The sequence below is a fragment of the Paenibacillus sp. W4I10 genome (assembly GCF_030816325.1).
GTDB classification, from domain to species: Bacteria; Bacillota; Bacilli; order Paenibacillales; family Paenibacillaceae; genus Paenibacillus; species Paenibacillus amylolyticus_B.
The window spans coordinates 5,696,402-5,717,892 of the sequence record NZ_JAUSXX010000001.1 but is presented as its reverse complement, the minus strand read 5'-3'; the positions used below and the strand labels follow the sequence as shown (position 1 = coordinate 5,717,892).

The 21,491-nt window shown below is 49.4% G+C and carries 12 protein-coding genes; all 12 read right to left on the bottom strand.

Features of this window, described 5'->3' with window-relative positions:
• Positions 1-28: 28 nt before the first annotated feature.
• Positions 29-1,252, bottom strand: coding sequence for an MFS transporter (locus QF049_RS25710; protein ID WP_249912791.1), 1,224 nt, complete (start codon positions 1,250-1,252; stop codon positions 29-31).
• Between the two features lie 192 nt (positions 1,253-1,444).
• A complete protein-coding gene (locus QF049_RS25705; RefSeq protein ID WP_307541619.1) occupies positions 1,445-3,508 on the bottom strand; it encodes a molybdopterin-containing oxidoreductase family protein in 2,064 nt (687 codons plus the stop codon).
• A gap of 428 nt (positions 3,509-3,936) precedes the next feature.
• Entirely contained in the window at positions 3,937-4,788 is an 852-nt protein-coding gene (locus QF049_RS25700) for a formate/nitrite transporter family protein (RefSeq protein WP_307541617.1), read from the bottom strand.
• Positions 4,789-5,163: 375 nt separating this feature from the next.
• Positions 5,164-6,525 carry an FAD-dependent oxidoreductase gene (locus QF049_RS25695; RefSeq protein ID WP_074092585.1) on the bottom strand — a complete coding sequence of 454 codons (1,362 nt, stop codon included), beginning with the start codon at positions 6,523-6,525 and terminating at the stop codon, positions 5,164-5,166.
• Positions 6,526-6,933: 408 nt separating this feature from the next.
• The gene (locus QF049_RS25690; protein WP_047840764.1) at positions 6,934-7,413 is read right to left on the bottom strand and encodes a glutathione peroxidase; all 480 of its coding nucleotides are present in this window, start codon (positions 7,411-7,413) and stop codon (positions 6,934-6,936) included.
• A gap of 239 nt (positions 7,414-7,652) precedes the next feature.
• On the bottom strand, positions 7,653-8,537 hold the full coding sequence (locus QF049_RS25685) for an ABC transporter ATP-binding protein (protein ID WP_307541616.1): 885 nt from the start codon (positions 8,535-8,537) through the stop codon (positions 7,653-7,655).
• Positions 8,538-9,022: 485 nt separating this feature from the next.
• A complete protein-coding gene (locus QF049_RS25680) occupies positions 9,023-12,244 on the bottom strand; it encodes a GAP1-N2 domain-containing protein (protein WP_307541615.1) in 3,222 nt (1,073 codons plus the stop codon).
• Positions 12,241-13,500 carry a TRAFAC clade GTPase domain-containing protein gene (locus tag QF049_RS25675; RefSeq protein ID WP_024632789.1) on the bottom strand — a complete coding sequence of 420 codons (1,260 nt, stop codon included), beginning with the start codon at positions 13,498-13,500 and terminating at the stop codon, positions 12,241-12,243. The genes QF049_RS25680 and QF049_RS25675 overlap by 4 nt, the downstream gene beginning before the upstream one ends.
• A gap of 90 nt (positions 13,501-13,590) precedes the next feature.
• Positions 13,591-14,238: a beta-mannanase gene (locus QF049_RS25670; RefSeq protein ID WP_307541614.1), complete on the bottom strand. Its 648-nt coding sequence runs from the start codon at positions 14,236-14,238 to the stop codon at positions 13,591-13,593.
• A gap of 19 nt (positions 14,239-14,257) precedes the next feature.
• Positions 14,258-15,541, bottom strand: coding sequence for a vWA domain-containing protein (locus QF049_RS25665; protein ID WP_307541613.1), 1,284 nt, complete (start codon positions 15,539-15,541; stop codon positions 14,258-14,260).
• Between the two features lie 86 nt (positions 15,542-15,627).
• The gene (locus QF049_RS25660; RefSeq protein WP_307541611.1) at positions 15,628-18,075 is read right to left on the bottom strand and encodes a transcription initiation factor TFIID; all 2,448 of its coding nucleotides are present in this window, start codon (positions 18,073-18,075) and stop codon (positions 15,628-15,630) included.
• Between the two features lies 1 nt (position 18,076).
• Positions 18,077-21,466 carry a tubulin-like doman-containing protein gene (locus QF049_RS25655; protein WP_307541609.1) on the bottom strand — a complete coding sequence of 1,130 codons (3,390 nt, stop codon included), beginning with the start codon at positions 21,464-21,466 and terminating at the stop codon, positions 18,077-18,079.
• Positions 21,467-21,491 lie beyond the last annotated feature (25 nt).

Sequence of the window (21,491 nt, the reverse complement as noted above, 5' to 3'; positions counted from 1 at the left end):
CGCATCCTATCCAACACGATGAGATCTGTTAGGCGTCCATCCCATACTCCTTCACTTCACGATTACGGTTCAACACTGCGTGCAGCACAAAACCAAGTACCGCAATCGCCGCTGTGCCTGTTGCCAGCCACGCTACAGGAATAAGTCCCTGTTTGTCATACATGACCCCCATCGCATATGGCCCGATAACCCGTCCAACTGCACCGATTCCACCCGATATCCCGATGTAAAAAGGTGCCGCCCTGCCAGCATGCTCCGAGATAAACGCAGGTGTTGCAGGGGAGATTAACATCTCCCCAAACGTGGCCAGTACCATTGCTAGCACCATGCCCGGATAGCTGTACATGGTAATCATGACGATATAGGCCATGCCATAGAACACGGCACTCGCTGTCATCTGGGCCGTAGAGGTACGGGCCATGGTCCGTTTTACCCAACTGGTGAAAGGTTGGCCTACAAAGATCAGCACCCCGTTCAGGGTCCAGAGCAGACCGTACATTCTTTTTTCCATACCCTCAGAAATGATATACGGGGACACGCCTGTGTTCCAGATGGAATTGCCGAATAACAGGAACAGCACGCCCAAGCTCATAAACAGATATAATCGGGTATTGCCCAGCAGTGCCCAGACGCCCGGACCATCGGGAACGGTTTTGCGTTTCGTCAGATGTACCTCCCCCTGATCCGGTTCAACGCGGGACAGATAATACCAGAAGAACATCGCAAATCCGGCTGAGGTTACCCCGTTCAACACAAAGCTGAGGTGATAGGAAAAGTCAGCCAGAAAACCACTCAGCGCCGTTCCAATCGCCACCCCGATATTGTTCGCTACATAGATGATATTGAATAATTCACCGCGTCGCTCCGCAAACCGGAAGCCAATAAAGGCTTGAATCGCTGGCAGCGACAATGAACTGAACAAGCCAATCCAGCCCATGGCACATATAAATACGACCCAGTACGCGCTAATCCAGGGCAGCGCAAACAAACCTAACGCATTCAGCGCCAGTGAGCCAATAATCAGCTTCTTCACACCCACCCGATGGTACAACGAACCTCCAAGCAATTGTCCAAAGATGCCACCCAAGGATTGAATCAGGATTACAAAACCCGCGTTAGCCATCGTCCGTCCTAGCTCATCAAACACATACATGGTGGTCAGCGGCCACATCAGTGCACTGCCTGTTGCGTTAACCAGACTTGCCAGCAAAAATATTCTCACTTCTTTTGGATAGTTATCCAGCCATCTCATCATCGTTAATTCATTCTCCTTAGTACCTCTGCACAAACAAATAGCCATAAAAAATAAACCTTTGCCCTGACGGCATAACCATAACCAGCCAGAGCGAAGGCCTTTGGAAGTGTTACATCTATTGCACTTTAATCCTGCTCAAATTCTAGCCTTTGTTCATCTTACCTCAAAAAAATCATGCTGCAAGCACACTCATTGACGCTTCACTTCAACAGTGGCCGAGAAGAAGGTGGCCCCGTTCCCCATGTCCGACAAGCGATTGGAAGTGAGTGAATTCGCTCGCTGCTTCTTGCCTTCACCATCCCACCATAAGCCTTGACTGATGACGGTTCCTGGCAACATGGCCTCACTCACCTTGGCGGTAAGTTCGATGCGCCCACGATCATTCCATACGACCAGCGCATCTCCATCCTCAACGTTTCTGCGGGTAGCGTCCTCAGGGTGTATCTGCAATAGAGGCATCTTTTCCAAACGCTGATGTTTGGCTGAATTGCCAAAGGTGGAGTTCAGAAAATTATGGTTTGGCGGCGACAGGAACATCAATGGATACGTATCGGCAGGTCCAGCCGGATTCTCCCCATCATATCCTTCAACCAGAGCACTATAGGTAGGGAGCGGCGGAAGCCCTCTCTGTTCCATTGTCTCCGAATACAATTCGATTTTGCCTGAAGGCGTGGGCAACTGATCCAGAAATACAGCATGTGTCGTCATATCCAGCTTCACGAATCGGTGTTCCTTCAGTCCCTCCAACGTGACTCCATTCATGTAGGGGTTGCCTGTGCCCTGAAGTGCGTCCTCAATCATCTGTTCTGGCGTTTCTCCGAAGATTGCAGGATCGTACCCCATAGCCTGCCCAAGCAGTGAGAACAGTTCCACATTGCTCTTGCTCTCCCCAATCGGTGCAATTACCGGCTCTTGCAGATGAACGTACTGATGCCAATAAGAGGTGTACAGGTCCGTCGCTTCAAATGAAGATGTGGCTGGCAATACGATATCTGCATATTTTGCCGTATCCGTTATGAACAGATCATGCACAACCGTAAATAAATCTTCCCGTGCAAAACCTCGCTCCACCCGCTCGGTATCCGGTGCCACCACCAGTGGATTGCTGCAGTAAACCATCATTGCCCGGATTGGCTGCTCTGCTTCCAGCAACGCTTCACCAATCCGGTTCATGTTCACCACTCGCGGCTCCGGATTCTGCCGCAGCTCCGGACGTTCGAGCGCGTCGCTATTCGTGCTCGCGTAGCTGTTGGTGCGAACGGCACCGCCGCCTTGCTTCAGCCATTGCCCTGTAATGGCAGGCAGACATGCAACGCTACGCACGTTCATGCCCCCATTATCATGGTGCTGGAGGCCATTGCCGATGTGAATATGGGCTGCCTGTGCGTTGCCGTATAGTTCGGCCAGCTGCACAATCGTCTCCTCCGGCACGCCCGTAATACGTGCAACGCGGTCAGGGGTGTAACTGCGGACATGATCACGCAGTGCCTCATGACCCACCGTATACTTTTGCATAAACGCTTCATCCGTTAGTCCCCGTTCGAACAACACATGCATCAAGCCCAACGCCAGTGCGCTATCCGTGCCCGGGTACAGCGGAATAAACCAGTCACCCCACTGTGCGGTACGATTGCGATGAACGTCGATTACGACGATCTTGGCGCCTTTCTTGCGGGCTTTCTCCGCCAGAACGACTTGGTGCATATTTGTACTGACGATATTGCCGCCCCACACCAGGATGAGATCCGCATGCTCCGTATCTTCCGGCACAGTTCCCCGGTTGGCGCCCATCGTATATTTCCAGCCGGTATTTCCAGCGGAGTTACAGATCGTCTGCTCCAGTACACTCGCACCAAGCGCATTGAAGAAACGCCGATCCATACCGTCTACGCCGAGAATGCCCATGTTACCGTAAAAGCTGTAGGGCAGGATGCTCTCCGGGCCGTAGGTTTCGGACAATGCAGTGAATTTGGTCGTAATCTCCCTAATTGCTTCATCCCAACTGATTCGTTCGAACTTGCCTTCACCTTTGGCTCCTACACGTTTCATCGGATATTGTAGACGCTCGGGGTGATACACCCGCTCAGTCATATTTCTAACTTTATTACAGATGGCACCCTTGGTTATGGGATGATCCGGATTGCCTGCCACCTTCACAATTTTGCCGTTCTCTTTATGTAATAACAGACCACAAGTATCCGGACAGTCGAGCGGGCACACCGCCGCAAATATACCATTCTCCTGATCGATCATCGTAAGGCTCCCCTCTTTAAAAGCTATCCCTATATCATATCTTCTTCGAGGTTATCGCGTAAAGAGAACAGTATGTTTTTGCTTCATTACCGCCGCTATAGCGACTTCAAAATATTTTCAAAAAAATGTTTTGCCAATTGATTCAACTTCAGAATACAGGGGTAAATTAAAAATAAGGCATTAGGCTAGTGTTTCCCCACTTCCTCCTCATGCCATATCATGGACCACTCCCGAAATTCGCCATGAACAGGTTTCGTTCCCCCGAACCTTGTCATGGCGAATTTATTTTGCGTTGAATTCCAACAAGGTCCCCATACATAAAAACGATCCCGCCCTGCTCTATCACAGCATATTCGCCATGAACCGAGCAAGACAGAATCGTATTTACTTCTACATGAATATTTCATTACACGTGTATGCATGCCTCGCTATGCCTGCTTGCTCCACATCGCTCTGGCCTCCGTCTCCACAGCTTCGATCAACGTTGCTGCCTCCGGTTTCACTTTCGGCTCAGCTTGGCGCAGGTACACCACCCAGTAGGCTGCAGCTACAAACAGAGCACCTCCAGTCAGATTGCCGAGCCACACTGGAATGAAATTTATCACATATTGGCCCCACGAATAATGCCCTTCGAAGATTGCCGCCGGGATGAGGAACATATTGGCCACAACGTGCTGGAATCCAATAGCTACAAATGCCATCGTTGGAAACCAAATGCCCAGTACCTTGCCACTCATCGTATCGGATGCATAAGATAACCACACGGCCAGTGCCACCAGCCAGTTACAGCCGATGCCAGAGATGAAAGCTTGCAGGAAGCCGTCATGCAGCTTATGCCCAGCCATATCCACCACTTTCGCCAGATATACACCCTCTCCGGTCAGACCCAGCACATGTCCAAACGCGTACGCGACAAACAAAGCTCCAACAAAATTACCAATCGTCACTAAGGATAGATTTTTCAACATGCTACCCACGGATAATTTTCGTGCAATCGTAGCAAGCGGAACTGCCATCATGTTACCTGTCAGCAGCTCTCCACCACCGATGAGTACCAAGATTAATCCAACCGGGAACACTGCTGCACCAATCAGATTAACCAGACTTCCCCACTCTGCCGGCGCGGATGCAATCACCCGGATATCCAGTAGAAAACCCAGCGCAATAAAAGCCCCTGCCAGAAAACTAAGCACCAATACAGAAGACACCGGATATTGAGCCTTCTTCATGCCTGTTTGCGCCGTATATTGTGCAACCTCAAGAGGTGTTTTTGCTGCCATATCATTCATCCTCTCCTTCATTGTTCATCGTTTGGAAAAACGACCTGAATTTCATTGTTTATGCGTTGAATACCATATCTCAATTGTATCTTGGTACTGCGTGAAACTTTGTGTAAATTATCACAATGTTGTTTAAAAAGATACTTTAAGACCGTCTTGGAATAGTTAAGTCAGCAAGCGTATAGTAAGGCCTTTTGTAGCTAAAAAATCACAAAAAGACTGACGATATACTCGCCAGTCTTCTTTTTCCTTTATAATCGCCCGCCTTGTTTCATAATCTTGGCAGTTATTGTACACCTCATATTTACGGATAAACATGACTTATCTTCGTATGGCGTTTATCATGCTCGCTGTTCAACCATCTATTCTGCTTCCTTACACCATTGCTGGTGCTTTTACTTCTATTGGAGGCAATGCTTGCAGACCCGCCGTGTTCAGGAAGTTCCATGGTTTGTTATAATGTGGCTGGAAGAAAAAGTCGATGAAGGCCAGCTCATCTACGGTCATGTTGTTTTGGATGCAGACCGAGATCGTATTAATCGATTGGGTCAGATCAACCTGAGACATCACCTGTGCTCCGACGATCCGACGAGTAGCCTGCTCATATACTACTTTGAGCAACAGTTTCTCAGCCGTTGGCATAAACTCCGGACGGTAGCTGTCTTCCAGTACGACAGATTCAACAATCAGACCTTCATCAGCAGCAGACATTTCCGTCATCCCGGTACCCGCGATATTTTGCTCATATATTTTGATACCCGATGTTCCTTGCGTACCCATATACGGTGTAGTAGGACGAACCAGGTTACGGGCTACGAGTGTACCCATCCGCACCGCGTTGGTTGCCAGTGGAATGTAAGATGCTTTGCCTGTTGGGTTGTAATGAATAGCACAGCTGTCACCCGCAGCAAAGACGTCTTTTTGACTCGTTTGCATGTATTTATCCACGATGATTGCGCCGTTTGGCAGCATATCCACTTGGCCTTTGAGCAGTTCGGTATTTGGACGGAAACCAATGCACAGAATAACCAGATCGGTTTCAAACTCTCCTTTGGACGTAATCACCTTAGTCACTTTGCCATTTTCACCAGTAAACTTCTGTACCGTTTGACCAAGAGCCAGCTTGATGCCGCGTCCAGTCAACGTATCTTCGATCGCATCCGTGAATTCAGGGTCCAAATATTTGTTCAAAATCCGGTCCACACTGTCGATTAGAGTAACTTCCTTGCCATTCATTTGGAAAGCTTCCACCAGCTCTACGCCGATATATCCTGCACCTACAACAGTAACACGTTTGGCATCTTTGGCTTTTTCAATAATTGTGTTGGAATGATTGTAGTTTTTACAAAGTAAGATGTTATCCATCTCGATGCCTTCAAGCTTTGGAACGACAGGCCATGACCCGGTTGTCACGATCAGTTTGTCAAACGTATCTTCAAATTCTTCCCCGGTTTGCAGGTTTTTAGCCTGAAGGGTATGACCCTTGGCATCGACTGCTGTAACTTCATGAAGCATCTTGGTCTCAACACCAAGCTCTGCCAGTTGATTAGGCGAAGAATAGAACAAACCGTCAGGGTCTTTCACAACCCCACCTACGTAGAGCGCAATGCCACAAGATAGGAAGGAGATATTGTCATTGCGCTCATACACGGTGATGGTAGCATCCGGGTACAATTTGGCGGTATTTACGATGGCTGCGGTCCCTGCGTGTGTACATCCGATAACTGCGATTTTCATTAAAAGTTCCTCCTCGAAATATATAGATGAGTTTGAATATAATGTTATTGTGGTTGTGAAATATTTCACTTCTTATTCGAAACTGTTTATGTGATTTATTTCACTTTATACACTCATTATAATGTGATCTTTTTCACATTTCAATAGGTTGTGCAAAAAAAGTTTGTCGAAGAGGTCATTTCCCAGTATTTAAGCCTTTCTTCCCTTCATTGTATTGATTTCATTGTCCCCGGATTTGGGTGGGTTTATGCTATGTAATGGCTTCCGTAATCCCTGTATCGACGCATAAAGTTAGAGGTGTCTATGGAGCCAACTCCTACCTGTGAAGAGAATATAGCCACGTATTTAAAATAATCAAAGAAGCCTATCCTTGCAGATACAAGGACAGGCTTCTCAAAAGTTCATGTATTAACCGAGCAATTTCTCGATATCTGCAATCATTGTCTCCGGAGATTCTTTCGGTTCAACACGACCTACCACTTCACCTTCACGGTTAACAAGGAACTTGGTGAAGTTCCATTGGATGTCGCTTGTTTCGCCTACGCCAGGTTGTTGCTCCTTCAGGTATTGGAACAGGGGATGAGTGTCCTCACCATTCACATCTACCTTGGCAAACACCGGGAAATTCACACCATAGTTAATCTGGCAAAATGATTCCGCTTCCTCACTTGTACCTGGCTCCTGCCCTCCAAACTGGTTACAAGGGAAACCCAGTACAACCAAGCCTTGATCGCGATAACGATCATAAAGCTTTTGCAATTCACCGTATTGCGGGGTCAGCCCACACTTGCTGGCTGTATTGGCAATGACCAATACCTTACCTTGATACAGATCCAGTGAGACTTCCTGGTTCGCGGTGGTTACCGCCTGATATGAATATACGGACATGACTGATTCCTCCCATGACATATGTTGGTTTGGGCTGTTGCGAGCACGTTGGCATAACCAATGAACTCACAGCCTGTCCTATTATTATAGACCTGATCCAATGCGATTACCAAATCCCGGGTCTATACGTTCCCTTTGCTCCCATGCGTTGCAAATTCCCCATGAATGCAAAAGAGCCGCCTGCGATAGCGCACAGCGGCTTCATTCTATAATGTAAGGACCACATATGGCCCAATTTATTAACTTCCTGTCGCTTGAACACGTGGTTCTGTCCGTCCTCCAGCATGAACCATCGCACTGGTCATGACCATCTGCTCTGGCGTCTTCGATTGCTGGCGTTCGCCTGCAAGAGCGTAAGGCAAGCAGAGCGGTACACCGGAACGCGGATCAATCACGATATCTGCTTCAATGTTGAATACTTCACGAAGCACATCCGAGTTCATGACTTCCACAGGTGAACCATGAGCAATGGCTTTACCTTTTTTGATACCAATCATGTGATGTGCGTAGCGGGAAGCATGATTCAAGTCATGCACAACCATAACAATGGTACGGTTGGCTGTGGCATTCAGTTGCTCCAGTAATTGCAATACTTCGAGCTGGTGAGCCATATCGAGGAACGTAGTCGGCTCGTCCAGGAAAAGGATATCTGTTTCTTGTGCAAGTGCCATGGCAATCCAGGCACGTTGACGCTGTCCACCGGACAGTTGATCAATCGGACGATCATGGAATTCAGTCATGGCTGTCACTTCTATAGCCCATTCAATCATACGTTTGTCTTCCGCACGCATGGAGCCAAATCCTTTTTGATAAGGAAAGCGACCATACGATACCAGTTCAGTAACGGTAAGACCTTCAGGGGCTGTTGGATTCTGTGGCAAAATCGCAAGCTGCTTGGCAACTTCACGCGTGGACTGTTTATGGATGGACTTCCCGTCGAGCAATACATTACCTGCTTTTGGAGCCATAATACGTGCCATCGTTTTCAGGATGGTTGACTTCCCTGAACCATTGGCTCCAACAAGTGCTGTAATTTTTCCTTGGGGAATCTGAATATTCAGATCCTCTACAATTAGTCTTTCCTCATAAGCGATATCCAGCTTGGTCGTCTCCAGACGAAACATGCGATCATCCCTCTCTCATTTATCCCGGTTATTTAATCCGGCTATGACAACAAAAACGAAATTGTAATTCTGTGTATTTCCGACGCAAATATCTTCTACACTAAAGATACTGATAATCATTATCATTTGTCAACATAAAAAACCAAATTTTCTTCTCTTTTCGTGCTTTATTTGGTCTTTCTGTAGCAGAAATCCCGCTCTTTTCCCAAGTACACATGAGATCTTTTCTCATTCATTCCGCGCACTTTATCACTTCTGACTGTCTTTCAAACTCTTGAATCGCAAATTTTGTGTCTGAATTGTGAATGTGTGAGTTTTTTTATGTGTTTGCTATATCCGCCATATCAAATAAAAAAAGATGACCTTGAAATTCAAGTTCAAGGTCATCTACATACGCTCGTTTAATAAGGTATGAAGTCAGCATTTTTCCTTATTGGATCAAAAGACACTTAATGAATCTATGCAACACGCTCAAATAATATGATTTACAGCTTCGGCTGTGGCATCAATTGGATCACTGTCATATTGCCCTGCGTACTCTTCACACTGACAATGCTCTCGGCATCCATATTCGCTGGAAGATCGATCTGCAATCCATACGGATAGAGACGATCTACCTCTCCAATAGACATCTGTGAAGAAGTGGTCGCATCCGCATCCTTTTCATTGGACACTGATGTGTCAGGCGATGTGGAACCAGTAGCTTGATCGGCATCCTTACCTTGATCCGTGTCTCCACTCGCAGCATTAGACGATGCATTCGTCCCTGTATCCGTTGTTGCATCAGTAGTAGAATCTGAAGTGGCATCACCCGATGTTGCTGAATCTGCCTGCTGATCGCCAACCACCGTCTGCTCTGTGTTCCCCGCGTTTCCCGCTGATGAACCATCCGTGCTTCCTTCGGAAGTACTTCCTGAACCACCATCGGAGGTATCTTGGGTATCAGGCTCTTCATTCCGATTAAAGCTCTCCCACTTGTCTGTAGTATCCAACTCCTGAGTACTATCATCCTTCATCGTCAATTGAAGTTTGCCTTGCTCAAACTCAGTGCTTCCCGTATCATTTCTGAAACGGATCACCAGTTGAGCAGGTGATTGCGTACCCTCTTGTTCACTCGCAGGAATGATATAAGCAATCTGCTCCGCGAGCTGCACCTCAGGTTCAGCCGGTATGACAGGCTCCTGGGTAGATGGAGGGGATGCCGCTGGCGGCTCTACAGAATCTTTCATCCATGCATATGTACCGCCCGCAATACCAAGAACCAGGATCAAGAGGATTAATCCGAATAGATTTTTCCTTTTACCTGTTAGCATCCGCACCAGTGGAGAGGACAATTCCGTCTTCGCACGGTCATAGACCGGCTTCAGTGTCTTGCTGGCTCTCGCATAATACGGTTTGAAAGCCGACTTCGACTTAAAAGCTTCACGGTCATGGGCTTTGAAATACGCCACGATCGCATCCGCATATCCTTTATGCACATTGGAACCCCGGACAAACATCCGATGATCTCCTGACCATTCGAAGAATGGATACAGTCCTTCAGCACGACTTGCATTGGTGCGGATGAATTCAATCAGGCCAGGATAATCCAACCGATTGCTGCCGCTTCCTCCCCGATAAAAAGCCATCGGCAAAGCTTCATATGCTGCGATCCCCGGATGAGCCTGCAGCTCTCCGGCAAGCCAGCGACGCGTCCAGCGTTGAAGTTCATTGCGTTCTGCCAGGGAAAGTGCCTCCAATGCCTCTTCTTCATTCCCCTCGCCACTAAGCCACACTCTCGCAGCCAGCATCATGTTCGTTCGAGCAGATACATCAGAGCCCTGACGTGCCGCCCAATCCCGAACCTCATTGCCATGCTGCAAAATATCAATGCTTAATAGCTGTTCACGGTTAACCCGTTCCAGATCCAGATCCTGAATCATAAACAGGTTAATGACATAAGCGAGCTTGTCTGCAAGTCGGGTTAACTCCTCCTGATATGCCGGATCTTGACTGGCAGACGGAGATCCCCCTTTGCGATTAGGGCGGGCTGTAGCTTCAGATTGACCAATTCGTGCCGTAATGCCTGTATCATAGGTGACATCAGCGGATACCCGATCCAGTATACTAACCCGCTGGAGCGCTTCATTCGCAGATTGTACCGGATTAGGTGCAGAACATAACCGTTCACGCAGCTCATTGGCTGTCCGCTCCTGCAAGAAGCTGTAGTGGATCGCAGATGGATGGGACGTAACCCATCTTCGGATCACTTCAACCACGTTCGCTGCCGATTCCGTGCGTTTCAGCTGATTGTCCAGATAAGGCTCGAACAACAGCTTGGTAAGCGATTCATTGGCCAGCACTTTATCAAAGAAAGCTTGATTCAGCTGCGGATCCCGATCCAGCACAGCATACAATTCCTGCACAGCACGCATACGCTTCTGGGCGCGGGCATTATTCACACCGTAGATGAAATAGTCCACAATCCGGGATTGCACCACAGGCGCGGCAACACTGAAATATTCTCCAATGCGAGCTGCGACGTCTTCTTCGGGTACGTTCTCACGCTTCACGCTGTCCAGTTCCCTGCTGAGCAAGGTCAGGAACAGCTCGTTCAAACGGGAACGTTGCTGTAATCCACCATCCGGCTTCAAATAGGTCAGCAAGCCACTCAGGACATGACTTTTGTTATCCAAATACAGGTCTTCCATACCTTGTTCAAGACCATAGAACACCGCAAGTTCGCCATATGCTTCAATGGAAAGTTCCCGCCCAGGCTCCATGCCGGACAGCATCTCATCCGCAAACGTATAGAACGCATCCGCCGCACTAGGTTCCTGCAATAAGGCCCAGGCGAATTCCGCATAAGGTAACTTCGCCACAGATGCATCCGCATGTGTCACTCTGCCGGATACCAGATCAAAGGTGAAATCCTTCTCCGTATTCCGGTCTTTCGGACGTAACGTCCCCCGCTCTACAAACTGGACGTGAATGCCCTTCTTGGCCTGTGGCTCCTTGGCAAACGTCATGAATCCCAGCTGCCGCCGGAATGCGTATGGTAAAGCAGTGTACAGCAAACGTAGCAATCCTTTGGCCCCTGCGGTCACTTCTTCTGCGGGAAGGTCCAGCGCAATGTATACTTTTCTGCGTGTTGCTACAGACTGCATTACCGCATAGAGCAGGCGCTTGAACAGCACTTCGTTCATCTTCAAGGCGCTCAGCACTTGGATTGGTGATCCTACGCCAGCATCTGTCGCCCCACCCTGTCCGCTCCTAGGTGATATAGGCAATTCAGCAAGTGCTGGCAGAACTATACCTTGTTCGATGTCATATGACGTGGCGAACACGGCATCCAGCCAGCCGCCTTGTTTCATCTGCTCTTCCGAGCGTTCGGGAGACAAGACGTAATTATGTGCAAAAAAGGCACTGCGCAACCCGGTGAAATCTGCAGACTGGTAGACATTTTGACCAAGAATCGTCTCTCCACTCTCCAGATGAAGCAGGTGAATGGAAGCCGGAAACTTCGTCTCGTCCTTCTCGCTACGGCCTGTTAGCTCCGCTGGAGCGTCATAGACACAGTAGGGGTGAAGCACTTTTTTGATAAAAGAAGGGTCCAGTCCGGGCGATGCCGCAACCGTGTCAAACCCCTCTGTTGTGCGAAACACCCCGCGCCGCTCTCGGGTATACAGCTGTTGTTCAATGGGCGGGGTTACGGAAGAACGCATCATCCCACTCTCCCCTCAATGTACTTCAGCTTGTACAGCAGCCACAGGAAGGGTTCATCCACGCGGATCGGGCTAACCACACCCTGCAATTTCATATCCACCGGATTGCTACCCAGCGCAGATACTGCGAAATAGGCTGTATCCTTGAAGTACACATCCATCGTGCCCTTGAACGGACGATCCACTTTCTCGATAAAACGCCGGATCTCCCCGTCGATATTCTCGAACTCGGTTAAGTCGAACCAATCGCGGTGCACCATGTTGCGGAAGACATTACTGTTGGATTTGATATAATCGCCCTCTTCATCCTTGAGGGAATGCAGCATGTCGCTTTTCGTGAGCACAACGGCCGTTGGAATATTGGTCTTGGCTTTGTCCTGATAGGCGATAAAATCTCCAAACATCGTCAGCACCACGTCGCGTGGCTCATCGTATCTTGGTGTCCACTCTCCAGGCTCATTGCCGAGGTTAATGCGGATTTTGTCCCGAATCGAACGAATCTGAAGCGGGTCCACCATAAACAGAATACCTGCCGAGTTCTTGATATGCTGCCCGTGAAGTCCGAGATAATCCTGCTCGACCATACCTTCACCTGCGACGTCAAAAAACACCAGTGTCAGCGGTGCTTTATCTTCGTCCTTGAATACAAACTGGAAGATAAACGGCTCCTGCAACTTCTCCTTTTGCGTGGAATCCAGCAGATCGCCACGTTCAAACAACGGTTCTTCATAATCCGCACGGAACCGGCGGCTGATCTCCGCATTCAATGGCATGCAAGCGGCGTCAAAATGATCGGCCGTGTAATGCTGCAATGTATGAATTAATGAAGTCATGTAGACGGATTTACCCACCTGGGATGCACCGATGATAGAAATGATGTTGCTCGGTGCTTTACCTGCCGTAACAGGTAGCTCGTTATGACATTGCGGACACAACCGGCGGCGTGTAACGACACCGTACCGATCGTTCAGACCCATCACGATGTTATCGGAATAAATCCGATGTTCCTCCGGTACATCATGCGGAGCCAATACCGCCTCCATATCAAATACCGTGTCAAGTCCGAATCTTTCACGATACCGATTCAACTTTGCATCTTCCCCGAGTGCGTAGTCCTCATCATCATCGCGGTGATGGGCGGCGCGGAACACCACCTCTTCCGGTGAAAACTTGCTGAAACAATAAGGGCATACAATATCATAAAACAGCGGACGTTCCTCCGGCTGTTGTCTCTTCAAAAACCGACTAAAAAAGCTCATAGCCACTCCCCTCCCCTGATCAGTCAGACTAAGGTGATTTACACTTGCACTACGATGACAGAGTAACCTTCCAATCGCTAGTCCAACTATCTAGTCTGATATAAGCCGATAGGCGGCTCCATATTTCGGTCCGTCCGTGAAGAATAATCGCACATAATCATCCTTGGCAACTTCAACGGACGGCATCTCATTTCTTCCGGGAGCAAAATCACTCACAAAAGGATACACCGTACCATCTTCCTTATTCAACGGAACCCCGCCCTGCTTGCGAACATAACAGAGTGCTTCCTTTGGAACAGGTACTTCCGCTGTGACGGTGATCAACACACTTTTTCGTTTCTGAAAAAAACCGCTCTTGTAGCGAATGGAAAAGCGGATATCCGCCTTCCCTGCGCTTGCAATCACCATGTTGTCCTCGTCTCGTTGACGAATCAGCACAGGCCCATCGTCCTGCATCTGACACACATACACCGTGTACTTGATGGCACCAAAACCCGTGATCCGATCCGTGTAACCATTGCTCGCCTTGTATTCCTCTCTCGTGTACAACTTCAGCTTGCCCTGTGCAGGCTCTTCCCCAGTACGATCATCGCTCATCATATCCAGCTCTAGCCGTTCCACATACACAGCTTCTACCCGTTCCGGCCAGAGCCAGCGAAGTGTACAACGTCCTTCGTCCACCGCAAGTGTCAGTTTTCGAATCAAGGGTGTCGAAGGGTCTGCATCCGTAAACCGCATTTCCATTGACCTCCCGACGTTAGAATCCTTTGCTGCGTGTATCTCTTGCTCTCTGGCCAAACCCTTCGGCTGAAGAAGTTCCGCCGCCAGCTTCACGCCGACCCCTGCTCTTCCGCGGCGTGTTCTCTTTGATCGGAACAATCCAGGAGAAGAGGGTCAGTACACCAGACAAGATGAGCATCGCACCGAGTCGTACAAATGTATCACCCACGTTCGAACCGTCGAGGCCCCATTCCAGCAGAAGCCCTGCCAGTAGACCAGACACCGCACCACCAATGCCGAAGCTGAGCGCGAGATGACGATTATCAAACACGAGTCCGAGTGACACACCCAGCGCCACGCCGATTAGTAACACGGCTGCTACACGGAAAATCGCCAGATAAATGCTCTGTTCCATCACGCCTGTACGCTCCGTTACCAGCGTCCGTTCATCAATCGTATCGTAGATCTGCTGAAATGCCAGATTCAGACCACCGGAATCCGGTACATCATAGTACATGCCACCCGTTTGCTGGGCAATATTACGCAGCAAATCCGTTCCTGATGGGTCCACCAGACTGAGGCCGACTGTATTAATGGAAATCTGTTCGTTGTTATATTGGGACAAAATATCGGTCGTGTCCGCTTCACTGAAGCCATCGGATAACAAGATGACAACTGTACCGCGTTTCGGGTCCTGTTTGCCCTGAATCTGTTCCATGCCTTCCCGCAGCACGGCATCAAAATTGGTGCCGCCCGAAGTCGTGACAATGCCATCGATTTTGCCATAAACCTCATTCTTGGCCGCTTCACTATCCAGCGCAATAAACGGCTGCAACAACTGCGGTTGGTCATCAAACGTGATGACAGCTACCTGTTTGTCGCTCTCCATTTGGCTGATCAGAGTCTTGGCTGCTTCAAAGCGTCCGTTATCCGGATCTGTCTCGCTCATGCTGCCCGAGTTATCAATCATCAGTATAATGTCTTTCACTTGCTTCACACCGCCTGGATTGATCTGGTACAACAATTGAAGGGCGAGTCCAACAACAAACAATAGAGCCAGTGTTGCCGGAACAAGCAATTTCCACGATAGTCCCAGATACCGTAGCTTCCATGAAGCGCCATTCAGCTTGGGTGAGATCATCTCTGCGATCAAACAGAACAATCCAACGCTCAACGCCAGTACGCCAAAGTACAATCCCATCAGCAACAGACGTGGCATCTCCCCAAGCCATTGACGCAGCATGATTTCTCCTGCCGCAAAGCCCACTGCTCCGCCAATCAGGCTGAACAGGACCAGGAGAAGATTGATTTTTCGCTGCATGTCCACATGCATCCTTTCCATATCAGCCGTAAGCAGGCTGAGTTAATACAAGATTGTAGCAGGGTGTCATGACACAGCCAGACGGCTTAACGAATGGGTGACAACCTTTCCGCCAGACCTGCGGGGTGAAGTTCATATCCATTCTCCGTGTACGAGTCATAATATACCTTGCCGTTCCGATACACCATAAGATCCTCCAGATGGAAACCTCCCATCAGATTCAGCTTCTCCACACCACTGCTGCGTTCTTCGTACACCACACCCAGCTTGTAGATGCGTGACGTCTCTTCGGCATGTGCCGCGTAGTCCATAAAAGCACTATGATGGTCACCAAAGAAATACTTCTCTTCATACCGATGTTCCTGCGTATAATCGAATACCCGTACCCGAACAACCGCCTGATCCTCCAGCGTGTGGTACAACCTGCGGAACAGATCATCCCGGGTTAATACGTCTTTATCTCCGTAAGCAATCGTAACGTTGGCCCGCTGCAACAGCTCTTCTTCAAATGGTAACCGCAACGGCTCGGCTGTAAGCAGCAACGAGTGACATACCTCCATCAGCCGTTTCAGCAGACGATCATCGCCTTCTGTGGCAAGCCGGTTCATGTCTCCCATGTAACGGTCCTCAAACCATACATCCCGTCCGCGCTTGGCTTCCAGGTCGGTGATTAGCTCTTCCGTCACTTTGCCGTAGTATTCCATCACGTTCTGGCCGATGTATTCATCCGCAGCGGCGATACTTTGGGCAGCCGTTTCTCGCAGTGTACGTTCCAACACTTCAAGGGCTGCTGTGACGTGGCGACTATATCGGTGAAGTTCTTCCATCTCCGTATCGTAGATGCGCAGCAGATGTAATTCATTTTCCAGTCGCAGCAAGTCTACCTTGGGTACATACACTCGTTCCAGCATACAGTCAATCAGATTGCGTACATTCTGCTTATCACGGAACAACGCACGTTTGAACGACTGATCTTCCACCCGCTCTTGCTGACGTTGCTCCAGCAGAGCACGTGCCGATTCAAGCTGCATCGATTTATCCCGAATCAGTCCAAGCAGCGCTTCACGTACACTGCCAGGCTCACTGTCACTCCAGGCAGCCCACTGGAAGTAACCAACCTCTGGATGCTCCGCGCGGGATTGTTCGGCCTGACGGCGCAGAGAGCCCCCAGAGCTGCGCTCACGCACACGCTCTTCGACAAGACGGACAACGTTATCGCGGAAGTACGCTTCAGCTCCTTGTCCAAACAACGCTCTCTCCGCTTCACGAAGTGAGAGCGGCTTCAGATCAGAGAAACTGACGTTATGCGTCATGATGCCACTCATGCCACTAACCAGATCTTCATCGGGCAGCAGGCCTTCGACTTTGTGTTCCACCGAGGCCGCGTCCAGTCCAAAGAAAGCGAGTTTGTCCTTAATGCTCCAATCCGGCTCTTGCCGCATGCGTGCGAGCAGATACCGATACAAGTGATATAACACCGCCAGTGCAATCGGCTTGTTTGGCCGCCTGATCTCGGCAAAACCCGCACTTGCATAACCATGCTGATCAGAGGTGGTACGAATATTGTTTTTAAAGGATGTATTGTTGTACGTGTTCGCTCCCGTGCTTGAAACGGTACCCAAGCGATTCCCATCCTGCTTCCTGTTCTTCAACAGGCAGATCCGGCAGATAATCTCGGCATTTTCGATCCAGCCACCGGGAACGCCGGTTCCACGCTCATTTTTGTCGGACAACAGATATACCAGATCAAACAACGGTGACGCGGGATGTGTAACGGGAATGGAAATCCCATCCTCCGTCACCAACAGATTACCGCTGTACGTGTAGTCCAGCGACTGCATATAATCCAGTTCCCGCAGAAAAGCGAGGCCTGCTGCGCTGGCATAACCAAAGGAATCCACCTGTTCCATCTCGCTGACCAATACATGCAGATCCGTCTGCACGGACTTGAAGGCTTGGGACAGAATGGTCTCCGTCAGCTTGGTGAGCTCTGGCAACAATACATTCAGCGGATCATCCGCCCTGGTTACCACCGTAACGTAAATCCGATCAAATGACGAGTACAGCCGTCCATATTCGGCAATTCGGTTACTGACCCGACGAAGCGTACGATTCAGGTCAAAGAGCGCCTGATCCGATTCGTGGAAACTGCAGTGTACATCCTTACGCCGTGTTTTGGATGGTCGCTCTGTCTGCCCAGCGGACAGAGGCAAGCGGTGAAGAGTCACCTGACCGTCATCGGACGAGCCACCATTCCTCGTTTCACCCGAACCCGCTTCCTGATCTTCTGTCCCAATCTGAACGTAGACCACACCGTCTCCGTTATCCCATTTCAGCCGATTGATCTCCTGCACAGCAGACACGGCAGGTGCAACCAGATCACCCACGAAAAGGAACAAAGCTGGGTAATGGATACTGCTGCGTCCATCACCCAGGCTGCCTTGACGCTCCTGCTCTATTGCATACTGTGCTGCATACTTCTCCAGATCACGCTTCAGGGTATTGTTCGAATTGAACTCCATCCCGGTCACCATCTTACTTCAGCCTTCTGCGAATGTCGTTCAGCTTGGACGACATCGTTCTGTAAAACTGATAGATGTCTTCTCCGTTAGCCAGTTCTACCCGCTCATATTCCAGACGATCACGTGATTCCATGAACAGCGCAGCCAGATCATCCAGCTTTGTCAGCAGTGGGGTGATATCTTCTGAAGCCGTCAGATCATTATCCCGACGGGAGGCTTTACGCAGCAGTGTACTGCGATCCTTCTCCGACAGGCCGCGGAAGTTGCCAAACACTTCATACTCGGCAAAGTTACGGCTCTTCATCAGGTTTGCGAACGGCTCCCATGCGTCTTCTTCCGGGTCACGGTCATAGACGTAGAGCGCACCTTTTTTGACGATGGTGTCGGTATATAACGCTTCGATGAAGCGGTCATACCACTGCTCTTCATCCTGGTACTGGGCAAGAATGCCTTCGAGTTCGGCGACTTTGGCCGAGATGGCATTCATCTTTGCCAGTTCCTCACGTACACGTGCGATCAGCTGCGGGGAGCGTACCAGGTTTTCTTTGGCCATATCTTCATTAATACTTCCGAAAATATCCTTAACTCCTACACGTGGCAACCCTTCGGATTGCAGACGTTTCAACTCAATCACCGCCCGCTTCACTTCGCCGAGGTTCGGCGTGGTGGACGTCAGACGCATGTCGTAGGCTCCCAGTTTGGCAGACAAATCAAACGCTTCTGTTGTCACAATCGCATACCGGTTACTTGTATTCTCATCAATGGATTTGGCTGTCACGATGTTGTATCCAAGCGCCTGCTCGAATTCGCTACGCACACGGGCGTTATACTGCTTGACGCGAGCGTTCTCGTACACATCTCCCCATGATTTCTCCGGAATCGGAGACGGCAGATAGGTCCAGTTGTTTTTCTCCGTTTGCACCAAGTGACGACCAATGCCTTCTTTGTCCAAAATGGTACGTTCATAACTTTCCTCATATACTTTGAGTGGTGTATACACAAAGAGTGGTACCCCGTTGCGGGTGTTCAGCCAGAAAATCCGGTTACGCACTTCACTTTCCTTGACGGTAAAATGAGACTTGCCTACCGCATTGTTCTGATAATTACGAATCCCTTTCAGAATGCCTGGCGCCTGTGCTGGTACCGAAACAAATCCCCATGAAGGGAAATGCAGACTGCCTGTACTGTTGCTCAGATTGAACACCGGAACGGCCTCGTCATCCAGCTTGCCAGCAATGAAACGCTCCACGAATTTTTCGACCGACTCATCCTGACCGTATTTGATCACCAGGAAATCTTCCATGGAACGAGTAATCAGATCACCGAATTTCTCACTTAGGAAGTCGGAGATGGAGCTGACAATATCAATCTCGTTTTCCTTCACCCACTGGCTGGAGTTTTCCAGCAATTCACGGGAGAAGTCACGGATTAGATCATCTGTATCACGCTTATCCAACAGCCCGTCCACCACACTGACGATATCCGGTACACTTACGACGTTCCAGTAATATGTTTTGTTGCCTTTGTGATCAGCTTGTTCTTCGCCGCGTGTCAGCAGGTCACCGTTCTTCGCAAAGATCGAGCTAAGGGCGTTCAGCGTTTCGGTAAATACGTTATAAATGCGGCTGTTCTCCTGGTTCAGCAACTCATACAGGTCTTCATAGAACTCGATCATCTGATCGTTGCGTTCCACGTCGGCGTGCAGCCAGTACTCATGAATTTTTGCTTCAATATAAGCATTCTTTTTCTTCTCTTTGGAGACAAAAGCACTCTTCGCATCGCCCAGTTTCTCTTCGGACTGCTCCTGAGCCGCTTCAATATCACGCGGAATGCGGAAGGCATTCTCACGCAGGGTTTCGATGTATGACTGAATCATCTTCAGTACACAGAATCCTTTTTCCGTATAAATCAGACGGGAGACATAGAACGGACCTTGTTCGGGATGCAAAAACATACGCCGGATCTGTTCGGTGAACTGACCGGCAATCTCACCCGGCAGCTGTTTCTTCGCCTTGATATATTCCTCGCGGGCACGCGCCAGGAAGTTCTGTTCCAGTTCGGTGTCCATATTCACAACCTGTGATTTCACCACGTTGCCATAGGATAGGCGTTCACTGTTCTGATAACCAGGCAGCGGCTCAGGCACACGGGCTTCAAAGGACTTGACCACACTTTCGAGATCAATGCCCAGCTTGCGGGCAAACTTCTCGGTATCCTCCTGGTTTGGCGCTTTGGAGAACATAGTGTTCATTTTGTCGAACATGCGATACGCCAGATACGTGGTCATCTCTTCAATCGGCAGGACAGCCGAAGATGCACCGATGATGTTGTAATCATAGTTTGCCGGGTACACCTTGTTCATCTGTGCAATGTTGGTCCGGATGTTGCTGATATAGTCATGGATTGCAAACTCCTCACCAGACTGCTTCTCCTCACTTGCCATGAAGTTGGTAATGTTCTCGGCCGTGACGTTCATGCAGTAATCGTAGGCGTTCTCCAGCAATTTGCCCTCGGTATTCGTCGCTGAGATCAGGTGACACAGGTTAAATGGTGGCAGTGGTGAGTTAACGGTTAAAATATTGCCGTACTTCTGTGTAAACCGCTCACCGCGGCTATCCACGTTCATCCAATAATCCAGCTCTTTGAGCGCAGCATATCCGTTCTTGCGAATGTATTCGCGTGTGTGTTCGCTCAAGCTTTTGTTGGACAGGTTCACGTCTGGCGTGAACAGGTAGCCCAGCGTATTCACGCGGTCAATCCCGGCAGAGCCGTGATCCCGTTCGATAATGCCGCGCACGATATAGGAAATATCGAGGAAACAACCGCTGCCTGTACCGCCGGACAGACCTGTCAGCAGGAATACCATCAGTTTTTTGTTGGTGCCTACGGATAAGGTTTTGATCTTTTTGTCTATGGCCTGCACGACCTGATTAATCTTCGTGAACAGGAGCAAACGTCCAGCCTGACGTACACCTGCGGCGCCGTTCATACCGTCCGTGATGCTCAGTTCGGGAGACAGCCAGTCCGTAATGTACGGCTCCAGCACGCTACGGTTCTGTAGAAGTCCGCCAATCTCAGCATTGGATAGCAATACGAATTCATTGATCGGATCAAGTCCGATTCCTTTATACTTTTTGGCACGATCCTGTTCGTTTGTCTCAAAAGCCAGAAACTCCACATTGTCCGGCTTATCCATTTTTTTCTTGGATACCGGGTCCTGTGGCAGCTTGAAACGACGGTTGATCTGATATTTGAGGCGCAACAGTGCGTCAATTCCCGTCCCCCCCAGACCAATAATCAGAATGGGGTTATCAATTGTATCAACTCTGATCTTCTCACTGACAATACCTCCGCCAAGTGATACATCCAGTTGCTGAATATGTTCTCTAACAATCGGTTTCATTCCATGTCCTCCTTTGATTAACCAA